The organism is Frankia canadensis (genome assembly GCF_900197875.1).
Classification (GTDB): domain Bacteria; phylum Actinomycetota; class Actinomycetes; order Frankiales; family Frankiaceae; genus Frankia; species Frankia canadensis.
On sequence record NZ_FZMO01000558.1, the window covers coordinates 18,274 to 43,990 of the forward strand.

At 70.3% G+C, this 25,717-nt stretch carries 14 protein-coding genes, 1 pseudogene and 1 CRISPR repeat array; of the genes and pseudogenes, 3 read left to right on the forward strand and 12 right to left on the reverse strand.

Features of this window, described 5'->3' with window-relative positions; genetic code table 11:
- Positions 1-40: 40 nt before the first annotated feature.
- Complete coding sequence (locus C1A33_RS32435) at positions 41-454, reverse strand: hypothetical protein (RefSeq protein WP_101836290.1); 414 nt, start codon at positions 452-454, stop codon at positions 41-43.
- A gap of 81 nt (positions 455-535) precedes the next feature.
- On the opposite strand from C1A33_RS32435, the gene C1A33_RS32440 reads away from it, so the two are divergent.
- On the forward strand, positions 536-1,360 hold the full coding sequence (locus C1A33_RS32440; RefSeq protein ID WP_101836291.1) for a transposase: 825 nt from the start codon (positions 536-538) through the stop codon (positions 1,358-1,360).
- Positions 1,361-1,408: 48 nt separating this feature from the next.
- Here the strand turns inward: C1A33_RS32440 and C1A33_RS32445 are convergent, their stop codons facing one another.
- The 11 genes from C1A33_RS32445 to C1A33_RS32495 all read right to left on the reverse strand — a co-directional run bounded on the left by C1A33_RS32445 (position 1,409) and on the right by C1A33_RS32495 (position 23,144).
- Complete coding sequence (locus C1A33_RS32445; RefSeq protein WP_101836292.1) at positions 1,409-1,684, reverse strand: hypothetical protein; 276 nt, start codon at positions 1,682-1,684, stop codon at positions 1,409-1,411.
- A gap of 205 nt (positions 1,685-1,889) precedes the next feature.
- Positions 1,890-2,939, reverse strand: coding sequence for a threonine aldolase family protein (locus C1A33_RS32450; protein ID WP_243408154.1), 1,050 nt, complete (start codon positions 2,937-2,939; stop codon positions 1,890-1,892).
- Positions 2,936-3,592, reverse strand: coding sequence for a DUF2461 domain-containing protein (locus tag C1A33_RS32455; RefSeq protein WP_101836293.1), 657 nt, complete (start codon positions 3,590-3,592; stop codon positions 2,936-2,938). Before C1A33_RS32455 ends, C1A33_RS32450 begins: the two co-directional genes overlap by 4 nt.
- Complete coding sequence (locus C1A33_RS32460) at positions 3,589-5,007, reverse strand: serine hydroxymethyltransferase (RefSeq protein WP_101836294.1); 1,419 nt, start codon at positions 5,005-5,007, stop codon at positions 3,589-3,591. The genes C1A33_RS32455 and C1A33_RS32460 overlap by 4 nt, the downstream gene beginning before the upstream one ends.
- Positions 5,004-8,348 carry a non-ribosomal peptide synthetase gene (locus C1A33_RS32465; RefSeq protein ID WP_101836295.1) on the reverse strand — a complete coding sequence of 1,115 codons (3,345 nt, stop codon included), beginning with the start codon at positions 8,346-8,348 and terminating at the stop codon, positions 5,004-5,006. The genes C1A33_RS32460 and C1A33_RS32465 overlap by 4 nt, the downstream gene beginning before the upstream one ends.
- A complete protein-coding gene (locus C1A33_RS32470) occupies positions 8,345-10,270 on the reverse strand; it encodes an AfsR/SARP family transcriptional regulator (protein ID WP_101836296.1) in 1,926 nt (641 codons plus the stop codon). Before C1A33_RS32470 ends, C1A33_RS32465 begins: the two co-directional genes overlap by 4 nt.
- An 853-nt stretch (positions 10,271-11,123) precedes the next feature.
- The gene (locus C1A33_RS32475) at positions 11,124-14,540 is read right to left on the reverse strand and encodes a non-ribosomal peptide synthetase (RefSeq protein WP_101836297.1); all 3,417 of its coding nucleotides are present in this window, start codon (positions 14,538-14,540) and stop codon (positions 11,124-11,126) included.
- A gap of 65 nt (positions 14,541-14,605) precedes the next feature.
- The gene (locus tag C1A33_RS32480; protein WP_101836298.1) at positions 14,606-16,084 is read right to left on the reverse strand and encodes an MFS transporter; all 1,479 of its coding nucleotides are present in this window, start codon (positions 16,082-16,084) and stop codon (positions 14,606-14,608) included.
- Between the two features lie 68 nt (positions 16,085-16,152).
- A complete protein-coding gene (locus C1A33_RS32485) occupies positions 16,153-18,729 on the reverse strand; it encodes a non-ribosomal peptide synthetase (protein ID WP_207770599.1) in 2,577 nt (858 codons plus the stop codon).
- The gene (locus tag C1A33_RS32490) at positions 18,726-21,938 is read right to left on the reverse strand and encodes an alpha/beta fold hydrolase (protein ID WP_165818689.1); all 3,213 of its coding nucleotides are present in this window, start codon (positions 21,936-21,938) and stop codon (positions 18,726-18,728) included. Before C1A33_RS32490 ends, C1A33_RS32485 begins: the two co-directional genes overlap by 4 nt.
- Positions 21,939-22,007: 69 nt before the next feature.
- Positions 22,008-23,144 carry a winged helix DNA-binding domain-containing protein gene (locus C1A33_RS32495; protein WP_101836300.1) on the reverse strand — a complete coding sequence of 379 codons (1,137 nt, stop codon included), beginning with the start codon at positions 23,142-23,144 and terminating at the stop codon, positions 22,008-22,010.
- A gap of 548 nt (positions 23,145-23,692) precedes the next feature.
- Between C1A33_RS32495 and C1A33_RS32500 the strand changes: the two are divergent.
- A pseudogene (locus C1A33_RS32500) lies at positions 23,693-23,869 on the forward strand (IS256 family transposase); the annotation flags it as partial.
- Positions 23,870-24,021: 152 nt separating this feature from the next.
- Positions 24,022-25,032 (forward strand): IS5 family transposase, encoded by a 1,011-nt coding sequence (locus C1A33_RS38260; protein ID WP_133150909.1) that lies wholly within the window; start codon positions 24,022-24,024, stop codon positions 25,030-25,032.
- Between the two features lie 226 nt (positions 25,033-25,258).
- Positions 25,259-25,715: a CRISPR direct-repeat array (repeat unit 29 nt; unit sequence GTCCTCCCCACGCCCGTGGGGGTGATCCG).
- The last annotated feature ends 2 nt before the right edge of the window (positions 25,716-25,717 follow it).

Below are 25,717 nucleotides of genomic sequence, written 5' to 3' on the forward strand. Positions count from 1 at the left end.
ACGCCGGAAGTCGCCGCAGGCGCATTCGTGCCAGGAGCGTTCAGTCTGGAGGCCGTGTATCGCAGTTTCGCGGTCTTGGTCGTGCGGTCGGGTGGGGCTGAGCGCTGTCCTGAGAGCTGGGACCCGCGTAGAGGATGAAGGTGTGATCGATGCGCTGTTCCGGGGTGCCGGTTTTGGGCCCGAGGGAGGCAGGTAGTTCGGACTCGGTGTACCGGTCGTCGCTGGCCAGGTAGATCGCGATGGCCCAGTGGTCGGCGGATCCCTGGCAGCGCAGGCGCAGGATCGGTGCGGGGTCGCGATGGCCGGGCAGGACCGCGCTGACGTAGCAGAACGGTCCGCGGTAGCGCACGACTGGGTCGCCGAGCTGCGGCCAGCCGCGGGTGACGTGGGCGATGATCCGCTCGGTGACGGCGGTGCGGGTGCGCGGGCTGGGTGTGTCGGGCACGTCGTTCATGATGGGTCCCCGGGGCGCGTCACGTACGGGTGCGGCGTGTCGCATACGTCGAGGAGACGACCGGTTTCATAGGGTCCGGCGGTGACCTTGCCGGCGCCCTGGGCCGCGTTGCTGGAGATGTTCCGTCCGGGGTTTCGCCGCCGGGGCACGTTCACGCTGTTCACCGTGCTGGCAACCGGGATGGTGGCGCAGACCGGACGGCGCAGCGTGGTGGGGATGCTGTCCGGGGCGCGGATGGCCGGCGTGATCTCGTTTCATGCCGCGTGCCGGTTCTTCTCCCACGCGATGTGGGACGTCGACCAACTAGGGCTGATCGCCGCGCGGCGGTTGCTCGACGACGACGCGCCGGTCACGGTGGTGGTCGACGACACGCTGTTCAAACGGTGGGGCCGCAAGGTACATCATGCGTTCTGGACCTATGACGGCGCGGCCCAGGGCGGCCGGAAGATCGCCCGGGGGAATCGGTGGGTGGTGGCCGGGATCGTGGTCTGGCTTCCGTTTTGCACTGCCCCGGTGTGCCTGCCGGTGTTGTTCCGGCTGTGCGCGGGTAAAGGCACCGCCGGCCCGGTCGAGCTGGCCGGGCAGCTGCTGGGGCTGATCGCGGCCGAGTTCCCGGGCCGTCGCCTGCACGGAGTTGGCGACGCCGCCTATCACGGCAGGCCGCTGCTGGTGGCCAGGACCACGTGGACGACCCGGTTGCCGGCCAACGCCGCGCTGTACTACCTGGCGCCACCGCGCACCGGCAGGTGCGGGCGGCCCGCGCTCAAAGGCGCCAAACTCGGCAGGCCGGCCGACGTGGCCGTGGGGGTAGCCGACTGGGCGAATGCCACGGTTGTCCGGTACGGCTGCACCCGAATCGGTCCTTCTCGCCGAGGTGCCCTGCATCTGGTACGGCAGCTTCGGTAACGCGGTGGGCCGGCGTGTCCTGGTCCGGGAAGAAGACCCGACCAGGCACTATGATCCGGCGCTGTTCACCGTCGATACGACCGCCACCGCCGCTGGGTAGTAGGGCGCTACGCGGTGCGATGGCCGATCGAGCGAGCCTGTCAACGCCACCAGCGAGCAGCAGACCAGTGTCGGGCAGGCCCGCAACCGGGTGCCCAAAGCCATCGAGCGGACCGTGCCGTTCGGCATGCTGGTGCAGACCTTGGTCATCGTCTGGTACACCTGCACGGCCACCAACCCGAGGACGTACTCGCCCGCCGGCTCACTGAGGTGGTCCGACAGCAAGACCGAACCATCCTTCGAAGACATGATTGTCAAGCTGCGCAGGACCTTGATCGCAGCCAGATTTACCGCGGTTCGCCCAGGTCACGTCGACCCCGATCTATTACGGGACTACTCCCTGGCCTGCGCCGCAGCCGTCGCATAGGTGCGAAACACGAGCTGGAGGGCTTCCGCCCGATACGGGAGCCCTCCAGCAGTTGCCAGCTCGTCAGCCGGCGGACTGCCCGTGGATCGCCTTCGCCAGCACCCGCACGGCCTGTTCACAGCCCGCCTTGTCCACATCGAGGTGGGTGACCAGCCGCAGCAGCCCCGGAGCCGGGGAGGTGACCCGCACGCCGTGCCGGGACGCCTGTTCCACGACTGCCTCGGCAGCGGGCGTGCGGGCCAGCACGATGTTCGTCTCCGGAGCGCTCACGGCGCAGCCCGCCTCCCGGAGTCCGTCGGCGAGCAGGGCCGCGTTGCTGTGGTCGTCGCCGATGCGCGCCAGGTTGTGCTCCAGCGCGTACAGGCCGGCCGCCGCGAGTACCCCGGCCTGGCGCATGCCGCCGCCCAGCCGGTGCCTGATCTTCCGAGCCTGCCCGAGGAGTTCGCCGTCGCACAACAGCACCGACCCCACAGGCGCGCCCAGCCCCTTGGACAGGCACACGGAGAGGGTGTCGGCGACCGGAGCCCCGAACTCGGCGAGGGGAACCCCGGTGGCGGCGTGCGCGTTCCAGATCCGAGCCCCATCCAGATGTACCGCGATCCCGGCGGCATCGGCCACCGCACGTATGCCGCGCAGTGTCTCCAGCGGATGGACGTTGCCGCCCGAGCGGGTGTGCGTCTGCTCCACCGCGACCGCCCGGGTGCCGACCGTGTACGAGTTGCCGCGGCGTACGAAGGCCGCGAGCGCCCGCGGGTCGATCAGCCCGGACTCGGACGTCAGGGTGCGGGTCTGTATTCCGCCGTGCAGGGCGGGCGCCCCGTCCTCATGAGCGAGGATGTGCGCTTCCGCGTCGCAGACCAGCTCCTCGCCGGGGCCGACCAGCAGCCGCAGCCCGATCTGGTTGGCCATCACCCCCGACGGTGCAAACAGCGCGCCGGAGAAACCGAAGAGCCCGCAGAGCCGCTCCTCCAGCGCCCGGACGGTCGGGTCCTCCCCGAACATGTCATCGCCGAGCTCGGCCTCGGCCATCGCGGCCCGCATCCCTGGTGACGGCAGGGCCACCGTGTCGCTCCGCAGATCGACAGGTGCGCCGGTCACCGGTGCGTCGGTCACCGGGACGGCTCCGCCGTGCGGGCTGGCGCCTGGTCGGCCACCCAGGACAGCAGCGGGCGCACCAGCCGCCAGGTCTCCCGCACCTGGTGCGCTGCCCGTCCCGAGTGCAGCTCGGGCCCCGGGCCGTAACGCCGCCCGACGTCGAGCGTGCGGTGGCGCAGCAACTCCAGCCGTGGATGGTCCTGGCTGAAGCCGCGGGGATGCGTCCTGAGCTGGTCCCCGCCGATCGCGAAGCCGCTCTCCCGCAGCCGCTCGACGATCGAGGCCAGCTCCGCGCCACTGCCGTCCTCGGCCACCGCGGTCCGGTAGCGGGCGATGTGCTCCGCGGCGCGCGGGTAGTAGCGGCCCGAGGCGTACAGGCCCTCCGCGTCCAGGTGCAGCCAGAAGCCCAGGAACGGCTCAAGGTCAAGATAGGCTCCCTGATAGGTCTTGTACGGGGACTTGTCGTGCGACAGCCGAGTGTCCCGCACGGGACCCAGCACGCGGATATCGCCGAACTCGTCGGACAACTCCCGGGCCAGGGCGGTCATCGGCGCGAGCACCTGCCGCTCGTAGACCCGGCGGTAGCGCTGCTGCCAGGATTCCCTGGAGTTGTCGGCCTTCAGGGCGGCGTACAGGTGGAGCGCCGCCGGGGGGAAGCCGGTGAAATTCATGGCGCGGATCCCTCCCCGCTCCGGTGCCGGGGTGCATAGGCGGGCAGAGGATAGCGGGCGCAGAGCTCAGCGACCGCGGCGCGGACCCGGGCCTGAACAGCGGGGGCGAGGACATGGCCGCTCTGTTCGTCCGGGCGAACGGCTTCTAGCACATCGGCGACGAGGTCGGCGCACGCGGCGGCCTCGTCCCGGTCCATGCCGCGTGCGGCCAGGGTGTTGCTGCCGATGCGCAGCCCGCCGGTGACCCGGGCGGGAGTGGTGTCTCCCGGGACGCGGTTGCGGTTGACCACGATTCCACACGACTCCAGGGCCTGCTCGGCGATGTCTCCGGTCAGCCCGGTGCCGCGCAGATCGAGCAGCACCATGTGGGTGTCGGTGCCGCCGGTGACCACGCGCAGACCGCGGGCGGCCAGCCGCTCGGCGATGGCCTGGGCGCCGGCCGCCAGTCGCTGGGCGAGCTCCGCGAAGCCGGGCCCGGCGACGAAGTCCAGCGCCCGCGCCTTGGCGGCGATCGACGCCAGGTCAGGAGTGCCCTGGGTGAAGGGGAAGACGGCGCGGCGCAGCGTTGCCGCGAGCGATCCTCGGCCCGGCCCGGGCCGGTGCGCGTCGCGTCCCAGCAGAATGAGGCCGCCGCGCGGACCATAGAGCTGCTTGTACGTGCTGGTGGTGGTCACGTGCGCGTGGTCGATGGGGCTCGGGTGCAGCCCGGTCGCCACCAGGCCCGCGATATGGGAGATGTCGGCGAGGAGGAACGCGTTCGCCTCGTCGGCGATCTCCCGGAAGCGGGCGAAGTCGACGGTCCGCGGGTAGGCGCTCGCTCCGCACACCAGCAGCTTCGGGCGGTGTGCCAAAGCCAGCTCCCGGATCTGCCCGTAGTCCAGGAAGCCGTCTGGGGTGACGCGGTAGCCCTTGGCGTTGTAGTAGCGGCCGGTCAGCGATGCGGGGGAGCCGTGTGTGAGGTGGCCGCCGCAGTCGAGGTCGAGGCCCAGCAGTGTGTCGCCCGGATTCAGCAGAGCGGTGATCACCGCCAGGTTGGCCGAGGAGCCGGAATGCGGCTGGACGATCGCCTCCCGGGCACCGAAGACACTGCAGGCGCGGTCGGCGGCGAGCCGTTCGACCTCGTCGGCCACCTCGCAGCCCGCGTGGTAGCGGGCACCCGGGTAGCCTTCCGCGGTGAGGTTGCTGAGCGAGGTGCCACTGCAGGCCAGCACGGAGGGATCGGCGACGCTGGAGGCCGCGACCATCATCAGTGTCTCGTTCTGCCGGGCGGCCTCCCGGGCCAGCAGTTTGTACAGCGGGGCGTCGGCCTCCCGGAGCCTGGCCGCAGCGTGACGGGCGAAGCCGATTAGGTCGAGCCCGTCGGGGGTGTCCGGCGGCCGCGCCGTGGGCGCGGGCGCGGGGAGGGCGAGACTCATGCCTGTCCCTTCTCGGAGGCGGCGGTGGCGGCGACCTCGGGCTGGTCCCCTTCCAACAGGCTCAGCGCCTCGGCGGCAAGCTGGGCGGCGTAGCCGTGCCGCTCGTCCGCGGCGATTGTGGCGGCCAGCTCGGACAGCAGAGGGGTGTTGAAGACGGTCCTGACCGGTACCGGCACCGCGAGCAGTTCGGTGAGCAGGGCTGCCAGCCGGGTACCGCTGAGCGAATCTCCGCCCAGCCGGAAGAAGTTGTCATCGAGAGCGGCCCGGTCGAGGCCGAGGATCTCGGCGACGGCCGCGCACAGCAGCCGCTCCAGCGGGTTCTCTGGGTGTTGAGCCCGCTCCCGGACCTCGTCCTGGGCGGTGCTCTGCTGCCCTGCCGCGGTGGCGAGCGTCAGCCGGTCCACCTTGCCGTTCCGGGTGAGTGGCAGCTCGTCCAGCACGGTCAGCGCTGAGGGGACGAGGTGTGAGGGGAGCCGCTCGGCCAGCCGTCCGCGTACCGTGTCGGCCAGTGCCGAAGGGGGCACCGTGGCGCCGTCGAGCGCACCATCCGATGGCACCACGAAGCCGTGCAGCCGCCGCACGCCGTGCGCGCTCGTCGGCGCCACCACCACGGCCGCCCGGACCGCGGCGTCCTGGCGCAGCGCGGCCTCGATCTCGCCCAGCTCGATTCGGTGTCCCTGGATCTTCACCTGGAAGTCGTTCCGACCCAGTATCTCGATGTTGCCGTCGGGCAGGTACCGGCCCAGGTCGCCGGTGAGGTAGGCGCGTTCCCCGCTTTCCGGCAGGGTGACGAAGCGCGCCGTGGTGCGCTCGACGTCCTTCCAGTAACCGATTGCCAGGCCCACCTCGCTGGCCACCGCCATCTCCCCGACGACCCCCACGGGTCGCTCACGGCGGGCGTCGTCGACGATGTAGTAGCGCTGGTTGGTGATCGGCTTGCCGTAGGGGATGCTGGTCCAGGACGGGTCGACCTTGCCGATCGGGTAGAACAGCGACCAGCAGATCGTCTCGGTCGGCCCACCGGACCCCACGACCTGGATTCCCGGGCTCTGCGCCCGCAGCCGGTCGGGCAGGGTCAGCGGAATCCAGTCGCCGGAGAGCACGGCGAGCCGCAGCGACTCCAGCGGTCTGCCGGCGCCGAGGCGCTCCCGCACCTCTGCCGTACCGACGAGCAGCTCCATCAGCACGGGTACCGAGTTCCACAAGGTCACCGACTCGGCGGCCACCAACTCGGCCCAGACATCCGGCTCCGCGTGCTCGAAGGGCGGCGGCAGCACCACCGTGCCGCCGTGGAGGAGCACTCCGAACACGTCGTAGATCGAGGCGTCGAAGTGCAGCCCGGAGACGGCGAGCAGTCGATCCTCGGCGGTGACGTCGAAGCGGTCGGCGACATCGTCGACGAGGTTGACCACCCCGAGGTGGTCGACCATCACGCCCTTGGGCTCACCGGTGCTACCCGAGGTGAAAATGGTGTACGCGAGATCCGACGGAGTCTGGGCGGTGGGCAGCGGTGTCGCGTCCCCGATCTCGAAATCCACGTCGACCCGGAAGCGTCTCACCTGCGGCGGCCAGCTCAGCCGAGCGTCCAGACGCGCCTGGGTGAGAACCGTGTCGACCTCGCCCTCAGCGAGCAGCCGCCGCAGCCGCTCTGCTGGTACGGACGGATCCAGCGGCAGGTAGGCGGCACCGGAGGTGAGGATGCCGTACACCGCCGCGTACTGCTCCCAGCCCTTCTCCATGACGACCGCGACGAGGTCACCGGGGGCGGCCCCGCGCTGGCGTAGCCGGCGTCCGATCCGGTTGGCGTAGGTGGAGAGCTCGGCGTAGGTGAGACGGCGCCGGGCGTCAACGACGGCCTCAGCGTCGGGCGTGGCTGTCGCCTGGGCGGCGAAGAGCTCGTGGAGGGTGGCGGGCCGGACCGGCCCCGCGGTGTCGTTCACCACGCGGCGCAGTTCCCGCTGCGCCAGCGGGATCAGTTCGAAGCGCGTGTCGTGCCAGCGGTCCGGGTCGTCCGCGAGCAGGTGCAGCAGCCGCACGTAGGCGTTGAAGGCATCGTCGATGAACCCAGGAGCGAAGGCGCCGTCCACGAAGTCCCAGATGACCCGGAGCTCACCGTCCAGCTCGCGCAGCTGGACGTCCAGGGAGACCTGCGGGGTCTGGGAAATCGAGTAGACCTCCCGCCCCAGGTCGGAGACGGGGCGTCGGACAGGGTAATCGAGCAGGCTGGTGACGACGATCGGCATCCCGGCCTGAGCTCCCGCGCCGTGCCGGCGGGTCAGCTCGCGCATTACCCGGACCCCGTTGAACGCGGTGTGCTCGAGATCCCGGTCGAGCTGGTCACGCAGAGCGAGAGCTCGGTCCAGGAAGGTCTCCCCGGCGCCGTCCACCGCCAAGAGCACGGCGTTGGTGAAGTCGCCGAGGACCGAGCCGATCCCGGGGTGCATGTCGGGCCGGTGGAAGACCGGATAGTTGAGGGTGAAATCGGGGGCCCCGGACCAGCACCGCACCACCTCGGCGAACGCCGCGGTCAGCAGCACCGACGGGGTGAGGCCGGCCTGCCGCGCGCCCCCGGCCAGCCGCTGCCAGCGCTCGGCGGGCAGTCTGTGTTCCCGGCGGTCGAAGCGCACGTCGCCGGTCCGCGGGCCGCCGGACGGCAGGTCGGGGGCGGCGGGCAGGTCGGGCACCCGCCCGAGCCAGTAGTCCCGAGCCGTGCGGAACTCCTCGGTCTCGGGCAGGGCCAGCGCACGCCAGCGCGCGTAGTCCGCGAAGGTGATCCCTGGCCTGGGTGGGTGTGCGTCCGGGTCGTCGTAGAGGTCGATCAGATCGGGGAAGAGCACCTGGAACGCGCTGGAGGCGTCCAGCACCTGAAGGTCGATGCCCAGGTGCACCCGGCAGACGTCCCCGGGCAGCCTGACGATCCGCAGGTCGAACAGCGGCCAGCCGCCCACGGGAAAAACCACGTGGCTCATCTCCTCACGGAGGGCGGCGAGTTCCCCTTCGACCTGACCGTGAGAGGCGGCGCGCAGATCGCGCACGGGAATCCCGTACGGTGGCAGCTCCCGCAACACCACCTGGGTGCCGTCGGGACGGCCGACGGCGCGCAACATGTCGTGACGCTCGACGACACGTCGCCACGCGGTGGCCAGCCGAGCCGGGTCGAGGCCCGCGCGCTCCCACTCGAAATAGCCGTAGCAGCCGATACCGCCCAGCTCGACGGCATCACCACGCCCGATCATCAGCGCCTGCTGGGTTTCGGTCATGGGGAAGGGCGTGGGGGGCGCGGCGACGCCCGGAGCCGCTGCCGCGCTGTCGCTGGTGCGGGTCCGCTCAAGGTCGGTCATGCACTACTCCGCTCGCTGTGACGGGACGGGACGCCGGGAGGGCATGGGACCCCTAGGCCGACGGCCACCACAGGCAGAGCCTGGTGATCGGGGGTTAGCCACCAGTTATGCCCGGGTCCCGGCTGCTCGCCCCGACCACACAGCGACCGGGCGAAGAGCAGCGTCAGGGGGTGGAAGACATAGTGCGGGCGGCCCTGCTCGTCGGCCTCGCTGACCTCCAGCAGGGCCGCGTCGACCAGGGCCTCCAGCAGTAGCTCGGCGTACGTCTCCGGTTCGGCCAGCTGGGCGGCGGCCCGGGCCGCGGGGAAGGGGGACTGGCCGAGCGGGGCCAGCCGCGGGAAGGCGGCCCGGGCCGGGCCGTCGAGTCCATGCCAGGAGGGCATCAGGGCCTTGCTGACGTCCAGTTCGCCGAACCGCAGTTCCCGTAGACGGGTGGCCGGGTCGGCGAGCCGCCCGGCGAGCACTGCCGGGTCACTGTGCGGCCGTGCGGCCGTGCGGGCACCGGCGATCCGCAGCGCCAGCGGCAGCCCGGCGCAGTAGGAGACGAGGGCTGCCGCCGCCTCCGGTACGGCGGCGATCCGCTCTGGCCCCGCGGCCGCGGCCAGCAGCTGCAGCGAGGCGACGCCGTCCAGCGGCCTGAGCGCGATGGTGCGGGAGCCGGTCACGGTGGGCAGCACCGTACGGCTGGTGATCAGCACGGCCGGCTCCGGCGTGTTGGGTAGCAGCGGGACGAGCTGGGTGTCACTCGCCGCGTCGTCCAGCAGGATCAGCAGCTGCTTGTTGGATATCCGTGCCCGGTAGAGATGGACCAGGGCGTCGAGGTCGTCGGCGGCGTAGCCGGATACTGGGGCGCCGAGCGCGCGCAGCAGACGGACCAGGATTTCGCGGGGGTCCTTGGGGGTGCCGTCCGGGTGCCGGAGGTCGGCATGGAGCTGGCCGTCGGGGAAGTGCTGGAGGCTGGAATGGGCGGCGCGCACGGCGAGCGCCGTCTTGCCCATGCCTGCCATCCCGGTGACCAGGACGCGGCGGGACGATGGCGCTCCCGCGTCCCGCCGTGGTTCCAGCAAGCGGCACAGGGATGTCAGCTCGCTCTGTCTGCCGGCGAAGTCGATGCTGTCGGGGGGCAGCATCGCCGGCACGGCGTCCCCGGGCGCGACCGGTGAATCAACAGACCAGCTGTTGGTGCGCGAGGCGCGGCTGCCATGCAGTACCGCCTGATAGGCGGCCATCAGTTCCTCCCCGGGCTCCACTCCCAACTCCTCGGCCAGCGTCCGCCGCCCCTCATGGAAAAGGCCCAGGGCATCGGCCTGCCGACCGGAGCGGTACAGAGCGGTCATCGCCTGCGCCCGCAGACGCTCACGCAGCGGGAATTCCGTCAGAAGCCCGGCGAGCTCGGGGGTGAGCTGGTGATGTCGACCGAGCTCGAGGTCTGCCGTGATGCGATTCTCCAGGGCCACCGCCCGGGACTCGGCGAGCGGCGGGCCTTCGATCTCCGCGAGGAACTCCGTGACGTTGGAGAAGGCCGGGCCACTCCACTCGGCCAGGGCGCCGCCGAGAAGTGTGCTCGCCTTCTCGCTGTCTCCGCGCAGTAACGCCTCCCGGCCGCTCCGTTCCAGCCGCTCGAACTCGATGAGGTCCAGCCTGGATTCACCGATATCGAGGACGTATCCGGGGAAACGCCGGTCGATGCTGACGTCCTTACCCAGGAGCTTCCGCAGCCGCGAGATGTACGTGTACAGCTGCGCGTACATGGTGACAGGCGGGCCCCAGCCCCAGAGCAGACTGGTGAGTCGCTGATCGGACACCACATGGCCCCGGGCGAGCAGCAGGGCTGCGAGCACCGTGCGCAGTTTTGCCCCGGCGAGGTCGATCCGCCGGCCGGAGCGGCAGGCCTCGACCGGTCCGAGTACGCGGAATTCCATAAGTACCCCGTCCACGGTTCCTCCGGATGGAATCGAACAGGATCAGCGCTCCGCTGTATTTACCGTTAATGAACTGATTTCGTCTCTCCCGCGGGCGGTGAAATCGCTGGGAACGGAATCCAGGGGGCGCTCCTGGTCTTGCTCGGGACTCGGCATCGCCGATGCCGAGTCCCGATGACGGCCTCGCCCCGTAACCTCCACCGGGTGCCGGTCCGGCTCCGGCTGGGCCAGAAATTCCAGCAGGCGCATCTCATTGCCGGAGTCTCCGATGCAATGAAACCCCTCCGAACCTTCAGCGGGAGTCAACCCTCGTAGTATCCACAGAACTCGGGGTGACTCAGCGGCGGGCGTCGTTGTATTCTTGCTGACCGTGGGGGTTGCATGACGTGGGTCACGGTCTTTTCGTCGCCATGTTCGACGATAGAACTCAACCTACCTCGCCACCGTGCATGTGTCTGCAACTCTTACAAAGTTTGTGAAGATAGGACGATCTTTCGCGTCTCGGGTTCGTGGTCGGCAACGTTGAGCTGCTGCTTTTGAAAACTTCGAATTCGGATGTCGGATCCACGACACTTCCGCCGCCTCGGTCGGAGTGATCCTGCATGCACGGAATATGCTGATGATGTTGCGCATTCGGAACGGTGAACGCGACGACGTCGGGGTGCTGCGCGAGGGGATCGCTCGGGCTCTGGCCGTTGACCTGCAAGGAAGACAGTCTGGCGGGCAGGTTCCGTGGAGACCTGTCGCGCTGGGAGTCGCACGGAGGAAAGCGGCCTGAGGTAACGGCCCGGGAACAACCCCGACCGTGCTCAGGCTGACTCGCCGACCCCAGGGGTCCCATCGGCTGTCGCCGTCAACCGTCGATCTCCCCCTGCGAGAGCAGCGCGGCGACTTCCTCGTCGGTCATCGTGTCGACCTGGCGCTCCAGCGCGGCCATCACGTCCGGGCTCAGCACCTCGTCGACCTGGCCCGCCAGGCCCGCGATGGTCGGGGCCGAGAGGAAGGAGTCGAGGGCGACCTCGACTCCGCGGTCCTCCCGGACCCGGTGGAGCAGCTTGATGGCAAGCAGGGAGTGGCCCCCGGCCGCGAAGAAGTCCTCGTCCACCCCGACCCGATCGCGGCTCAGCAGCTCACTCCACAGGTCCGCCAGCCACTGCTGGGTGGATGTCTCCGGAGCTTGGTACAGCTCCGACGGATCCGCCTCGGCCAGTGGCAGGCCGTCCAGCGCCCGCCGGTCCACCTTGCCGCTGTTGTTGAGCGGGAAGCCGGGCAGACAGATCACTCGGGACGGCACCATGTACGAGGGCAGGGACGTTCTCGCCAGCGCCTTCAGCTCGGCCTCCGGGACAGCCGTGGTCTCGGCCCTGGGCCGGACGTAGGCCAGCAGTCGCTGGTCGTTCGCGGCGAACTCCCTGAGCATGACGACCGCTTCGCGAATCGCCGGGTGGCGGGCCAGCGCTGTCTCGACCTCACCCAGCTCGATCCGGTGGCCGCGCAGTTTGACCTGGTGGTCGCGTCGGCCGTGGAACGTGAGGGACCCGTCGTCGTGGTGGCGGAAGAGGTCACCGGTGCGGTAGAGCCGCTCGCCGGTCACCGGATGGGTGATGAACCGCTCCGCGGTCAGCTCGGGCAGGTTCAGATACTCCCGGGCCAGCCCGGCCCCGCCCAGGTAGAGCTCTCCGAGGACACCCGGCGGCACGGGGCGTAGCCACTCGTCGAGGACGTGCGCGGTGGTACCGGCGATCGGCCGGCCGATCAGCGGAGTCGTGTCGGAGGTGAGGAGCTGGGCGAGCGAGTAGACGGTGGTCTCGGCGGGCCCGTACAGGTTCCACACCTCGGGCACGCGCGTCCGCAACTCGCGCGCCAGGCCGGCAGGCAGCGCCTCTCCTCCAGAGAGCGCTCTGCGCAGCGGGCCCAGGCGGCCACGTGCCGCCTCCGGGCCGTGCTCCGCGTCCGACGATCCCAGACCTCCCGCACCCGCGTCCAGCAGCAGCCGCCAGGTCGACGGCGTCCCGTGCAGGACCGTCACCTGGTGCTCGGCGAGCAGGCGGAGCAGCCGGGAGCCGTCCTTGGCGTCGGCCCGCTGGCCCACCACGACCGTCGCGCCGACCGCCAGTGGCAGGAACAGCTCGATCACCGAGCCGTCGAAGGGCAGACTGGCCAGCGCGACGGTGACGTCCCCGGGAGCCATCATCCCCAGGTCGGCCATCGAACCGAGAAAGTTCGCCAGGGCACGATGCTGGACGGCCACGCCCTTGGGACGCCCGGTCGATCCCGACGTGTACATCACGTACACCAGCCTGTCCAGGTCCGGCGGGACGTCCGCCGGACCGGTCGCCGCCGGCAGCTGGTCGAGGCGCAGCACCGCACGCTCTGGACCGGCCGGCTCGGATGGTCCGGGCAGCGGGGGCAGCGATTCCGTACCGATGATCAGCAGCTCGGCTCCGCTGTCGTCGAGCATGTAGGCCAGCCGCTCCGGCGGATGCTCCAGCTCGAGGGGGAGGTAGGTGCCGCCGGCCTTGAGGATGCCGAGGATCGCTGGCAGCAGGTCCGGCGTCCGCCCGGTGCCGACCGCGACGACGGGCTCGGGGCCTCTGGTACGCGCCAGGACAGCGTGCGCAATCCGGTCGGACAGGGCGTCCAGCTCGCGGTAACTGAGATGGTGGTTGCCGCAGCGCACCGCGATCTCATCCGGCCTTCTGCCCACCTGCCGCGCGAACAGGTCGAGGAAGCCGGTAGCCAGGGCCGGCCGATCGGCGCGCGCCCTGCGTTCCAGGGCACGCCGCTGCTCGTGCTCGGCCAACAGCGGGTACCGGGAGACCGGGCGGTCGGGATTGGTCGTGATGGCCGCCAGCAGGGTTCGGAACTGATCGACGAGCCGCTGCGCGGTGTTCCGTTCGAAGAGGTCGGTGTTGTAGTCGAGCCGACCGGAAAGCGTATCCCCGGTCTGTTCCATGGTGAACTCCAGGTCCAGCCGCGACGTCCCGTTCGGCAGGCCGACCGGCCGGAGGCTCAGCCCCGGGGCCAGGCGGACGTCACCTGTGCCCAACGGAAGGCTGCCCATGCTGAACAGCACCTGATACAGCGGGTTGCGGCTGATGTCCCGGCTGTGCCCGAGCTCCTTCACGAGGCGCCCGAAGGGGAGCCCCTGGTCGGCGAGCCCGTCCAGGACGGCCTCCTTGACCTGTGCGAGCAGCTCGGAGAACGCCGGGTCCGCGGAAGCGTCGACACGCAGCGGCAGAGTGTTGGCGAACGGGCCGATCAGCGGCTCCGTCTCGCGCAGTACCCGTCCAGTCAGCACCACGCCCGTTACTGCGTCGGGCTCGCCGCTGTGCCGCGCCACCAGGACGTGCAGCGCCGAGAGCAGGACGGAGAAGAGTGTCGCGGCCGAACGGCTGCTGAGCGCGGTCAGACCGGCCGTGACCTCGGCCGGCAGGGCGAAGGTCAACGTCGAGCCACGGAAGGTCTGCACCGCGGGCCGGACGCGGTCGGTCGGCACCGCCGCGGCCGGCGCGTTCGACAGCCGGTCGCGCCAGCGGTTCACGAGTTCCGCGAGCCGCGGGCCGGCCAGCCGCTCCCGCTGCCACTCCGCGAAGTCGCCGAACTGCAGAGGCAACGGGGGGAGGTCGAGGGGCTGGCCCGCGAGACGTGCCCGGTACGCCGCGCCCAGGTCCTCGATCAACACACCCACCGACCAGCCGTCGGCCACGGCGTGATGGGCTATCCACAGCAGAACGTGATTTTCCGGCTCGAGCTCCAGGAGCTCGGTGCGCAGCAGCGGGCCTGTCCGCAGGTCGAATCTGGCGTGGGCTAGCTCCGCCCCGTGGTCCTCGGCGGCGCGCTCCCGCTCCGGCAGCGTCGTACCCCCGGCGGTGCGCACCCGCAGAACCGGTCGCCAGTCAGGATCCACCACCTGGACGGGTACGCCGTCCTCGAAGACGAAGTGGCTGCGCAGCACGTCGTGCCGGCCGACGACATCCCGCATCGCCTCCCTCAACGCGTCGACGGACAGCGGGCCCCGCAACCGGAGGGCGAACGGCACCAGGTAGGCGGTGCTGCCGGACCACAGATGGTCGAGGAAGAGGTGCTGCTCCTGGGCGAAGGAGACCGCGGAACGGCCGTCCTGCCGGACTCGGACCGAGGGACCGGTGTCATTCGTTGGCACGGACCTGGCCGCGCTCGTCGGACCAGCCGCCGGCCGTGCCCTGGTGAGGAAGTCCGCACGCTCCTGCTCGGTCATGGTCGCCAGCCGCGCCAGAACCTCACGCATCTGTCCGCTCCTCCGGGTCGGGGTGTCTCGTCGTCACTCGTCGTCAACGGAGAGGCAGCCTTGCATTACGTCGCGGCGCTCACGGCCGTGGCACTCGGCTTCCTCATCAGGGCGAAGATGCTGATGCCCCCGACGAGCAGGACCGCGGCGGCGATCCGCAGAGCGAGTTCATGCCCTTGGATGACGGCCGAGGCCGCCGGAGTGCCACCGGCGACCAGGGAGCGCTGATGGCTCAGCCCGATGGCCACGATCACCGAGAGCCCGAGGGCCTGGCTGACCTGCTGGACCGTGGCCAGCACGCCCGAGCCAAGCCCGGCGTCCTGCTGCGAGACGCTGTCCAGAGCGGCTATCTGCATGGCCGGTGCGGTGACGCCGCTACCGAACGCGGTGAGCAGCATCGCGGGCAGCAGACCGGCGGCGAAGCTGCTCTCGGGGCCCAGCCTGCTGAACAGGAAGACCCCGGCGGAGATCAGGATCAGACCGGAGGTCAGCACAGCCCGGTGACCGACCTGCAGCAGCAGCCTGGTAGATGCCACCAGGCCGGGCATGAAGGCCACCGTGAACGGCAGCCAGGCCAGGCCGCACTCGAGCGGCGAGTAACGCAACGTCTCCTGCATGTACAGCACGATCAGGAAGAACATCGCGGCGGTGGCGATGGCCATGAACATCTGGGCGGCGTAACCGGCCAGGCGCGTGCGGTTGGTGAAGAACCCGAGCGGAATCAGCGGTGCGGCCGCCCGGCGCTGGAACGCGAGGAAGCCCGTCAGAACAGCAAGGCCGCCGACCACCGGACCAAGTACGGAAACGCTGCCCCAGGACGTGTCCGCGGCGGCCAGCAGGCCCTTGATGACCGCGATCAGACCTCCGGTCAACAGCACGGCGCTCAGCCAGCTCGGGCGCCGTGCCGCGGGCCCCCGGCTGTCCGGCACCAGGCGGTAGGTAATGATCAGTGAGGCCACGCACGGCGGAATGGCGATATAGAAGATCCAGCGCCAGCTCGCCAGGTCGGTGAGCACACCGGACAGCAGCACGCCGCTGGTGGCTCCGAGCCCGGCCAGGCCGCCCCAGATGCCGAGTGCCTTGGTCCGCTCCTTCTCGTCGGTGAACAGCAGCACCACCATGGACAGCGCGGCGGGCGCGGCGAGGGCCTCCGCCATGCCCTGGGCGAAGCGACTGGCGATCAGCATCGCCGGGGACTGGGCCAGCGCGGCGGTGAGCGAGGCCACCGCGAACAGCCCGGCCCCGAGTCCGAAGATCCGGCGCCGTCCGAAGAGGTCCGACAGCCGTCCGCAGAGCAGGAGCAGCCCGCCGGCGGCCAGAAGATAGCCGCTGACGACCCACGTCAGGCCCGCCGAGGTGAAGCCCAGGTCGCGCCGGATCGAAGGCAGGGCCACGTTCACGATCGTCGCGTCGAGGAAGATGATGAACTGCACGAGTGCGAGCCCGGTGAGCGCCAGCCAGCGGTGTGGGTGGTGCTCCGGTGGCGGTGCCGTCCCGGTGGTGCTTTCCTGCTTTTCCTGCCCGGCTTCGGTGATCTCGGTCATGTCTCCCAAGCTCCTCGCCCGTTGCGGTAACCGGTTGCGAGGCGACGCTAGGGCTCCGTGGTTATGCGCTAGTTATGAGGTTTTTCTTCGAATTCGCGCAACTTTTCCAGAAGTCCGGCTGTCTGGCGGATCGTTGGATTGAGATAGGCCTGACGCAAAGAAAGTCGCGGCAGGCCCATCTGTTCCAGTTCCCTCACGAGGCGACCGATCAGGATCGAGTTGCCACCGACGTCGAAGAAGTTGTCGTCGAGGCCCGCCGGGATTCCGACGATCGACATCCAGGCCCTGCGCACCGTCCCCACCGGGGACGCGGCGCACGGCTGGCTTCCCTCTGCTGTCTCCGGCTCCTTGAGCCCGTCGGGTTCCGGCGCAGGACGCGGAAGTCGGCCGCCGTCCAGCTTCCCGTTGGGCGTCAGTGGCAGCGCTGGCAGGATCGTCACCGTCGACGGGACCATGTAGTCGGGCAGCACCCGCCGCGCCCGGGCCCGGATGGCCGCTCCGGATTCGCCGGCCGGGGCCGGGTCAACGCCGTCGAGCACCGCGTAGGCATCCAGGCGTGCTGTGGCCGGATCGTCCGGATCTCTCCGGTTCACCACCACGGCCGCCGCGAGCACCCGCGGATCCTCCAGCAACACGGCGCGGATCTCGTCCAGCTCGATGCGGTAACCGCGCAGCTTGACCTGGCTGTCGAGCCTGCCCAGGTGCTCCAGCACGCCGCTGGGCAGCAGTCGACCCCTGTCGCCGCTGCGGTACATCCGACCGCCGCGGTCGGGATCGGGCAGGAACCGCTCCGCGGTCAGCTCGGGCCGGTTTAGATAGCCTAGGGCGACCCCCACTCCGCCCACATTGATCTCGCCGGCCACCCCCGGCGGCAGCAGCCGGCCCGCGGAGTCCCGCACGGACAGGTACTCGCCCGGTAGGGCCGTGCCCACCTGCCGCGACGCGGCTGCGGCCGCGTCGCGCGTGATTGTCGTCCACGTGCTGTGCACGGTTGTCTCGGTGATGCCGTACAGGTTCACCATCCGGCACTCGGCTTCCGGATGTCGATCGAACCACGGCAGCAGCATCCGGGTGTCCAGCGGCTCACCTCCGAAGGTCACCAGCCGCGGCGTGAGCGGCCCGGGCTCGGTGCGTTCAGCCTCGAGCAGCTGCGCGAACGCCGAGGGGGTCTGGTTGAGCACGGACACCCGCTCGGCCGTGAGCAGGGCGTGGAGCTCCCTCGGGGAGCGGCAGACGAGGTGCGGCAGGACGACCAGCCGGCCACCGGTGGTCAGTGCTCCCCAGATCTCCCACACCGACATGTCGAAGGCCACCGAGTGGAACAGCGCCCAGACGTCCGAGGGGCTGAAGCGGAAATCCTGATCCGTGCCCGAGATCAGGGCGGTGACGTTGCGGTGGGTGACAACCACCCCCTTCGGGCGGCCCGTCGATCCCGATGTGTAGATCACGTACGCGGGGTCGTCCGCCGAGCGCTCGGCCGGCGGCGAGGCGGTGTGCCGCCCGGTGGCCGCTCGGAGCTCCTCGGGTCGTATCACCCTGGCGGGGCCGGCCGGGAACTCCTTGAGATCGGTCACCACGAGCACGACCTCCGCGTCCTCAACGGTGTAGCCGAGCCGCTCGGCGGGGTAGCCCGGGTCCATCGGAACGTACGCCGCACCGGCCCGCAGCACGGCCAGCAGCGTGGCGATCAGCTCGGGCGAGCGGTCCATGCAGACCCCGACCCGGCTGCCGGAGCGGACGCCGTGGGCCCGCAGCGCGCGGGCGAGCCGGTCGGCGCTTTCGTCCAGCTGACGGTAGGTGAGATGATCACGCCCATGACTCACGGCCACGGCCACGGGGCAGGCCGCGGCCCGCGCCGCGACCAGCTCGTCGATCCGGCGTGGCTCGTCCGGGACTGTACGCCCCGGGTCGCCGAGGGCAGCGACCCGCTTCCGCTCCTCCTGGTCGAGCAGCTCGATCGAGGACAGCTCCGCCCCGGGCGCCGCGGCCGCGAGCTGCCGCCCCACGGCCGCGACGTGCCTGGCGAACTGCGCGACCATGTCCGGGTGGAACAGCTCCCGCCGGAAGGAGCACGTCGATGAGAGTGAACCGAGGTCCGTTCGGCTCACGGTGAGGGTCAGCGGGAACGGCGGTGGCACGGCCTGAGGTTCCGCTGCCGGACGTCCCGTCCTCGTCCCTGTTCCAGCGGCCCGACCGAACCGGACGGCGACGGATACCTCACCGCCTCCGTCCGACTGGGACAGCCTGGCCGCCAGCTCCTGGTCGTACCAGGGCCAGGGCCTGGTCAGCAGGTCGGCGGCCCTCTCCAGCAGGTCTACCACCCTCGTGCGGTCGGAGACTGGCAGAGCCGCCAGCGCCACCGGGGAGGTGTCTGGTCCCACCCCCCCGGCGCCCAGGATCACCCGGTCGAGGCGGTCGTAATGGGACAGCACCAAGGCGACCGCGGCGAACACCGTGGCCTCGTCCGTGATACCGAGGTCCTCACGGTGGGTGTCAGTGCCCTGGCTGCCGGGTACGCCAAGGCCCCAGTCCGGGCGAACGTACTCGGCGGCGAGCAGGTCCGCCAGGCGGGACTCCTTCTCGTCCGACGTGACCGGCCGCCCCGCGGTGCCCGGCGGCCGGGAGCCGGTGGACGCGGTCGTCATGACAGGCCTCTCGCCATCAGCTCCAGCACCTGGCCAGCGAGCTCTGTGTGGTACATGTGCCCGCCCGTGAACTCGGCGAGTTCCAGCTCCCGCGTGGTCGTAACCTGCCACTGTCCGATCTCCTCGCCGTCGACCAGGGTGTCCCGCTCTCCGCGCAGCGCGGTGACCGGCAGGTCCAACGGCTCGACGGACGTCCGCCGGTAGCTTTCGTACATCTCCTGGTCGGCGCGCAGGATGGGGAGCAGCAGCTCCGCCGTCTCCGGGTCCTCCAGGGCCGGATGCCGGTAGCCGGCCAGCTCCTCCAGCCGGGCCAGGAACTCGTCGTCGGGCAACCCGGCGGCCCTGCGCTCTCGGGGCACCAGGGGGCCCGGGGCACCGCTGACCACCAGGTGCCGCACCGTGACCTCGGTGGTGGTCGCGAGCCGGTACGCCAGCTCGTAGGCGATCACGCCTCCGAGGCAGTGGCCGAACAGCACCACCTCGGACCGGTCGCCAACGGCCCGCAGCACCTCGGGAAGCAGGATCTCCACCGCCTCGCCAACGCTTTGGCACAGATCCTCGGCGAAGCGCTTCTCGTGCCCGGGCAGCTCCACCGGGATGAGCTCCAGCCGGTCGCCGGCCAGCTCCCGCCACGAATGGAAGAACGACGCCCCGGCCCCGGCGTGTGCCAGGCAGACCACGGGAGTGCGGGAATCCGCCGAACTCGCCGGGAACAGACGCCGTTCGATGACGGCGGCGAGGTCGGCGGCCCGGTCGCGGATGAAGTAGTGGCCCGCTCCCGGCAGGACGTCGAGCGAGACCGAGTCCGCGAACACCTGCCAGCCCCGGTACCGCGTCGCGAAGTCCGGGGTCGCCGGATCGGCGTCACCCAGGACACAGTGCAGGGGCGCCCGAAGCCGGCGCGGCGGCTGGGCGTGGCAGGCCATCTGGAAGCGTGTCGCATCCGCCATGTCGTGCCGCAGCGCCCGCAGCAGGTGCTGGAGATCGGTGGGATCCAGCGGGCCGTCGAAGCCGCCGATGGCCCGGATGTGACCGTACAGCTCGTCGTCCTCGCTGTCGGTGACCCGGGTCAGGTTCGCCGCCGCGTCCGGGTCGGTCAGGCTTCCGCCCAGGTACGTCGCCCTGACCGCCACCCCGCGCTCCTCGAGCTCCCGGGCGAGGTCGACCGCCTGCGAGGCGCCGGCGCAGTGACCGTAGACCACCACTGGTCCGCTGATCCGTTCCTGGACCTCGTCCGCGATCCGCGCGGTGGCCTCGGCCAGCGGGATCAGCTGGACGTCCGGACCGCCGCTCTCGTGGCCCGGCAGGCCCACGGCCCACAGGGCGAACCGAGCGGGCAGCTCGCCAGCGAGCGCCTCGTAGGCGACGGCGTGTCCGCCGGCGTACGGGACGCACACCAAGGTGACCTCCGGCGTCCGACCGGCCGGGGTCAGCTGGTGGAGCAGCCGCTCCGGGGTGTCGTCCGCCAGGGAGCGGCCGCTGAGGTACGCGGCGAGGGACAGGATCGTACGGTGCCGAAACAGCTCCACCATCGGTACCCGTCCGCCCAGCAGGCGACGGACCTTGGTGGCCAGGAAGGAGTTGCCGCCCAGATCGAAGAAGTCGACGTGCAGCCCGATCTCGTCGCGGCCAAGCACCTCGCGCCAGACCTCCAGGACCTGGGTGATCGCCTCTGCTCCGGCGGCGGAGAGCACGGCGGCCTGCTGAGGCTGCCGGATCCGCGGGCTCTCCCGGGACTCCTGGGCCGCGCCGCGGGGCAGTTCGGGGAGCGGCAGGGCAGCGACGCTCAGGTCGGGCTCCGCCACCAGGGCCGCCACGACGGCCCGGACCTGCTCCAACAACCGTTCCGCGGTGCTGTCGTCGAAGAGGTCCGTGCTGTAGACGAGGTCGACCACCGAGCCGTCCTCGGCGGCACGGACCGTGAAGCTCAGGTCGAACTTGGCGGTCACGAACTCGGGCACCAGTCCTTCGGCCCGAAGCGCGTGGTACGCGGGCAGCTCCTCGTAGCCGGTCAGAGTTCCCGTGCTTTCCTCGACCTGGAAGTGCACTCGGAAGAGGGGAGTGCGGTTTCCGCGCCTGGGCGGCTGGAGCCGGTCCACGAGGAGGTCGAACGGCAGTTCGCTGTGGGCGTAGTCGGCGACCAGCGCGTCTCTGGTGCGGCGAAGCAGCTCGCGGAAGGTCGGTGCGCCGGAGAGGTCGGCGCGCAGCACCAGGGTGTTGTTGAAGAAACCGATGAGGCCCTGGAGCTCGGAACGATCCCGTCCGGCCGAGGTGGTGCCGAACACCAGGTCCTGCTGTCCCGTGTGCCGGGAGAACAGCACGCCGAGCACGGCGGACATGGTCATGAACAACGATGTGCTCTCGGCCCTTGCGATCTCCCCCAACTGGCTCATCAGAGCGGACGAGAGCCGGACACTCCTGGTCCCGCCACGCGTTGACGTGACGTCCGACATCGGCCGGTCGGTGGGCAGCTCCATCGGGACGACACCGGCCAGCCGCTCCTCCCAGTAGCTGAGCAGCTCGTCCAGCCGCGCACCGCTGAGCCGTTGACGCTGCCAGACCGCATAGTCCGCATACTGCAGCGGGGGCTCGGGCACCTGCGGCGTCTCGCCGCGCACCCGCGCGTTGTAACCACCGGCCAGCTCACTGTGAAGCAGCGGGACCGACCAGCCGTCGAAGCCGAGGTGGTGAACGGTGATCAGCAGCAGGTGGTCGTCTTGAGCCAACCGCAGCAGCCGGGCCCGCAGCAACGGTGCGCTCGCCAGGTCGAAGGGTCGAGTCTGCTCGTCTGTCAGCTGCCGCTGGACGGCCTCGCCCTGCTCGCGCCCGACCAGGCCGCTCAGGTCGGTCACCGGGAGGATGACTGCTTCGGCGGACTCGACGACCTGCAGCAGCCCAAGGCTGTCGTCCTCCCGCAATGTCGTGCGCAGCGCCTCGTGCCGCCGGACGATGCCGGACAGGCTGTCGGCTAGCGCACCCGTGTCCAGGGGGCCGCGGAAACGGAGCGGCAGCGGCACATGGTAGGCCGAGGCTCCCTGCTCCAGCGCACCGACCAGCCAGAGCCGGGTCTGGGCGTACGAGGCGGGTACGGGACCGCTGTCTCTCCGGCGGGGGATCCGGGCCTGTGTCGCGCGGCGCCGAGCGAGTTCGCGGAGCAGCGCCTGACGTTGCGGAGAACGCGGTGAACTGAGGTCCTGCAGCTCGGTCATCCTGGTCGCTCCTCGGTTGTCCGGGCAGCGCGCCATCGCCAGGGACAAGGCGCACCGTCGGCCGGGAAGCTAGAGCCGCTCGGTTAGCCGGTGGTTATGCTCCCGGTCTCCTCCGTATGGCCCCGTGCCGAGGAACCGGGCGATGTCCGCTTCCTCGGCGGCGATGCCGGTGAGGACGTCGTCCGGCAAGTCACCGAAGGGGGTGAGGAGCACCGTTCGACCCCCGTTCCGCCTGCTCCAGGTCGCACAGGCCAGGCCGTCCACTGTGACCGTCGGCCGGATCTGCCCGCCGCCGGGCCAGACCCGCCGTTCGTGGGGCGCGGCCACGGAAAGCGCGCGGGTCCGATAGCCGACCAGATAGTTGTCATAGGCCGGCAGCAGCCGTACGTCCAGCGATGGTTCGGGGGTCTCCGCGGCGCGCTCCGTGGGCAGCGCGCAGGGCTGCCCGGCCACCTCGCACTCCACGGTCTCCTCCGCGTCAGCGAGCGCCTTCCACGCCCTGTGGGCCATCGCGGCAGGCAGCCCCGACCACGTCGTGAAGTCCTCCAGGGCGGCGGGCGCGTGGGCGGCCAGGTAGCGGCGGGCCAGCTCGACGGCGGCCGACCCCGCCTCAAGGGTCGGCCTGTCGTCCGCCGGTAGCCAGTCGTCGAGGAGGACGAACGTGGCCTCTCCGTCATCCCTGGTGGGGCCGTGGCAGATCTGCCCCAGCAGAGCGCAGCGCCGCACGAGGTGGAACGGCACCTGGCCACGGGGATCGAGACCGGCCCCCGCCAGCCGTTCGGCTAGCTCGGCACGGGTCAGCGGGCCCTCGGTGGCCAACGCGGAGGTGATCAGGTGTTCGGCGTGGGCGAGGGCGCCGTCGTCTAGGCCGAGCTCGCGGTAGCGACGGACGCTGAGCTTCAGGAAGATAGGGCCCAGCAGCCGGGTCAGCCAGCGCAGATCGGAGGCGGACACCAGATACAGAGTTCCGCGCATGAACCAGCCGCGTACGACGCTCCGCTCGACGTCGGCCGCCCTGGTCACCGCCTCGGCCGTGAGGCCGGCGGCCCGAGCTCTGAGCCCGAGCGCCGCGGCCGACGCGTCCTGCGCCTGCACGGCGAAGGCGCGGTCCATCACGTCCGCCACTGAGGCGCCGCGCAGCCCGCCGCCGATGCCCTGCGTGCGGGCGCGCATCAGCCGGGCCTGCTCCGCATCTATTGTCCGCATGTCGACCGACTCTAACCCCAGGCTTTCCCCGGGGATCGTCTGCTGGGTGGCGGGAGAGGAGAAATTCCTCCTGAGATGAGGACCTCGGTGTGGGTCGGATCGATTCCAGGGCGCGGCTGATCGTTCCCAGCATGGGATCTGAGTACCGGACTCGGCGACGGTGATCCAGGTTGTTATGCGGCAGGATTTCGAAGGCTCTACGGCTACTTTTGGTCCCGTTCTGCTACGCGCTGTTCATGGGCCTGGAGGCCTACTGGATCTGGTCGGTGATCCAGCACGGCACCAACCGCCGGTCGTTCTTCCTCATGTTCGCCGCGTGTGACGTGAGTGATTGGCATCATGGAGCACCCGGTTGTGATCATGGGGGTTTACGAGTACTATTGGGCGCTGTTGCATCGGCGGAGTCGGCTGTCCCGCGGCCGTCGAACTCCCTGACCGGGAGGGTGGGCTGGCTTCAGGCCGGCTGAGACCCGGTCAGCCTGACGGCGACTGGTACCCGCTCGGGCACGACAGGTACGGACGCCCGCCCGCCGCGACGCTCTGGTCTCGGCCCATCACGTGCCGCCGGGCTGGCCATGGCGTTCAAGCTCATCGAGGCCGCCCAGGTCCGCTGGCGGGCGGTCAACGCACCCCACCTCGTCGCCCTCGTCCGCGCCGGCGCCGTCTTCGAAGCAGGCCAGCTCGTCGAACGACCCACCACCACATCCGTCAACCAAGCAGCCTAACGATCAACATCCACAAGTCTTGACTATTTCTCGCTGAGAAGGTGTTTGAGAACGTCTGCTGATGACGGTGTGTGACTTTCAGGGGTGTGCGATGGGGGTGCAGTCGGCGGATCATGGCCTGCCGCGGGCGGTGATCGGCTGATCGTGTGTGGATGTCGTCTGCTGGCCGTCATCGGTATCCGTCGGATCTGTCGGACTCGCAGTGGGCTCTCATCGAGCCGTTACTCCCGCCGCCGGCGGCGGTGGGCCGGCCGGAGAAGCATGATCGGCGTGATCTGGTCGACGCGATCCTGTACGTGGTGCGCTCGGGGTGCGCGTGGCGGGCGCTACCGTCGGACTATCCACCGTGGCAGACCGTGTACTACTACTTCGCCCTGTGGCACGACCTGGGTGTCACCGAACGTGTCCACGACGCGCTACGGGAGCAGGCCCGCCGGGCGGAAGGACGCGACCCGGAACCGTCGGCAGGGATCATCGATTCCCAGTCGGTGAAGGGCGCCGACACCGTGCCCGCCTCCTCCCGCGGCTACGACGCCGGCAAGAAAATCAACGGCCGCAAGCGGTTCATCGCCGTCGACACGATGGGCCTGCTGCTGGCCGTCCTCGTCGTCCCAGCCAGTACCCACGACACCGCCGGCGGACGGCAGCTCCTGCTCGACAGCTACGTCGCCGGCCGGCGGCTACGGCTCGTGTTCGCCGACGCCGGGTTCGCCGGCGTCTTCGTCGACGTGGTGTGCCTGCGGGAAGGACGTCAGGGATTCGATTTTCTCGGCTGGCACCATCACAAGGTGCGGTCGTGGAAAGGGCCTCGACGTTTCTACCTGATGCGGTGGCCGTCGGCGGCGGCGACGCGGTCGGTCCGGGCGGGGATACGTGACAGCACGGCCCGTCGCTTCGTCGGGAAGTCGCTGGCGGAGCGGGTGGAGAATCTCAACCGACTCCTTCGGGGGTGGGCGGCGTACTTCGCCGCGGGGAACTCCTCCCGGGTGTTCTCGTCATTGGACAGCTACGTCCATCTGCGGCTTGCCATCTTCGCCAGCAACAAGCACGGCCGGTCCGGTCGGGGATGGTCCGGGCGTCACAACGCCGTCTGGCTTTCCCGGCTAGGTGTGTTCCGTCTCTCCGGAAGGACCCGGCGGGTGACCGCGCATGCCTCGCGGTGAACGGTGTCGGAGAGCCGTGTGTGGGAGAACCACATGCACGGATCGAAAGGGGGCCGCTGGCGAAGCCGACACTCGTGGCAGCACGGCGTTCACACGCCGCCGGGCGGCAAAAGTGCCCGACGGGAGCCCCGCGGGCCCCGTCCCGGCCACGAGCAAAGGACCAGCCAGCGGCCTACCTCACTCTCAGTGATCCGAGAGCTACCGATTATGACGACTGGCAGTGGTAGTCCTCCCCACGCCCGTGGGGGTGATCCGGCGTCGGCGCAGTTGGCGGTGGCGTGATGAGTGTCCTCCCCACGCCCGTGGGGGTGATCCGCCGAGCCGGCTTGGTGTTGCGTTTCGTTTCGTGTCCTCCCCACGCCCGTGGGGGTGATCCGCCTCCACCAGGTCCACGCGCCGACCGTCGTCCGTCCTCCCCACGCCCGTGGGGGTGATCCGTACAGGGCGCCTTCGCATGTGTCGTCATGCCGGTTCTCCCCACGCCCGTGGGGGTGATCCGGGCGGAGGCCGGCACTCGGGCGCCGGCTCGGGGTCCTCCCCACGCCCGTGGGGGTGATCCGTGCCCGGCCGTCATCGCCTGCATCAGGCCACCGTCCTCCCCACGCCCGTGGGGGTGATCCGATCGACATCCCGCGCCCGCGGCGGGTACGTCGTGTCCTCCCCACGCCCGTGGGGGTGATCCGTC

Excerpts from the sequence above, each read along its gene's own strand:
- C1A33_RS32485 (WP_207770599.1), bottom strand. The coding sequence starts at position 18,729 with ATGACGACCGCGTCCACCGGCTCCCGGCCGCCGGGCACCGCGGGGCGG.
- C1A33_RS32495 (WP_101836300.1), bottom strand. The coding sequence starts at position 23,144 with ATGCGGACAATAGATGCGGAGCAGGCCCGGCTGATGCGCGCCCGCACG.
- C1A33_RS32435 (WP_101836290.1), bottom strand. The coding sequence starts at position 454 with ATGAACGACGTGCCCGACACACCCAGCCCGCGCACCCGCACCGCCGTC.
- C1A33_RS32470 (WP_101836296.1), bottom strand. The coding sequence starts at position 10,270 with ATGGAATTCCGCGTACTCGGACCGGTCGAGGCCTGCCGCTCCGGCCGG.
- C1A33_RS32480 (WP_101836298.1), bottom strand. The coding sequence starts at position 16,084 with ATGACCGAGATCACCGAAGCCGGGCAGGAAAAGCAGGAAAGCACCACC.
- C1A33_RS32455 (WP_101836293.1), bottom strand. The coding sequence starts at position 3,592 with ATGAATTTCACCGGCTTCCCCCCGGCGGCGCTCCACCTGTACGCCGCC.
- C1A33_RS32460 (WP_101836294.1), bottom strand. The coding sequence starts at position 5,007 with ATGAGTCTCGCCCTCCCCGCGCCCGCGCCCACGGCGCGGCCGCCGGAC.
- C1A33_RS32475 (WP_101836297.1), bottom strand. The coding sequence starts at position 14,540 with ATGCGTGAGGTTCTGGCGCGGCTGGCGACCATGACCGAGCAGGAGCGT.
- C1A33_RS38260 (WP_133150909.1), top strand. The coding sequence starts at position 24,022 with ATGTCGTCTGCTGGCCGTCATCGGTATCCGTCGGATCTGTCGGACTCG.
- C1A33_RS32490 (WP_165818689.1), bottom strand. The coding sequence starts at position 21,938 with ATGACCGAGCTGCAGGACCTCAGTTCACCGCGTTCTCCGCAACGTCAG.
- C1A33_RS32465 (WP_101836295.1), bottom strand. The coding sequence starts at position 8,348 with ATGACCGACCTTGAGCGGACCCGCACCAGCGACAGCGCGGCAGCGGCT.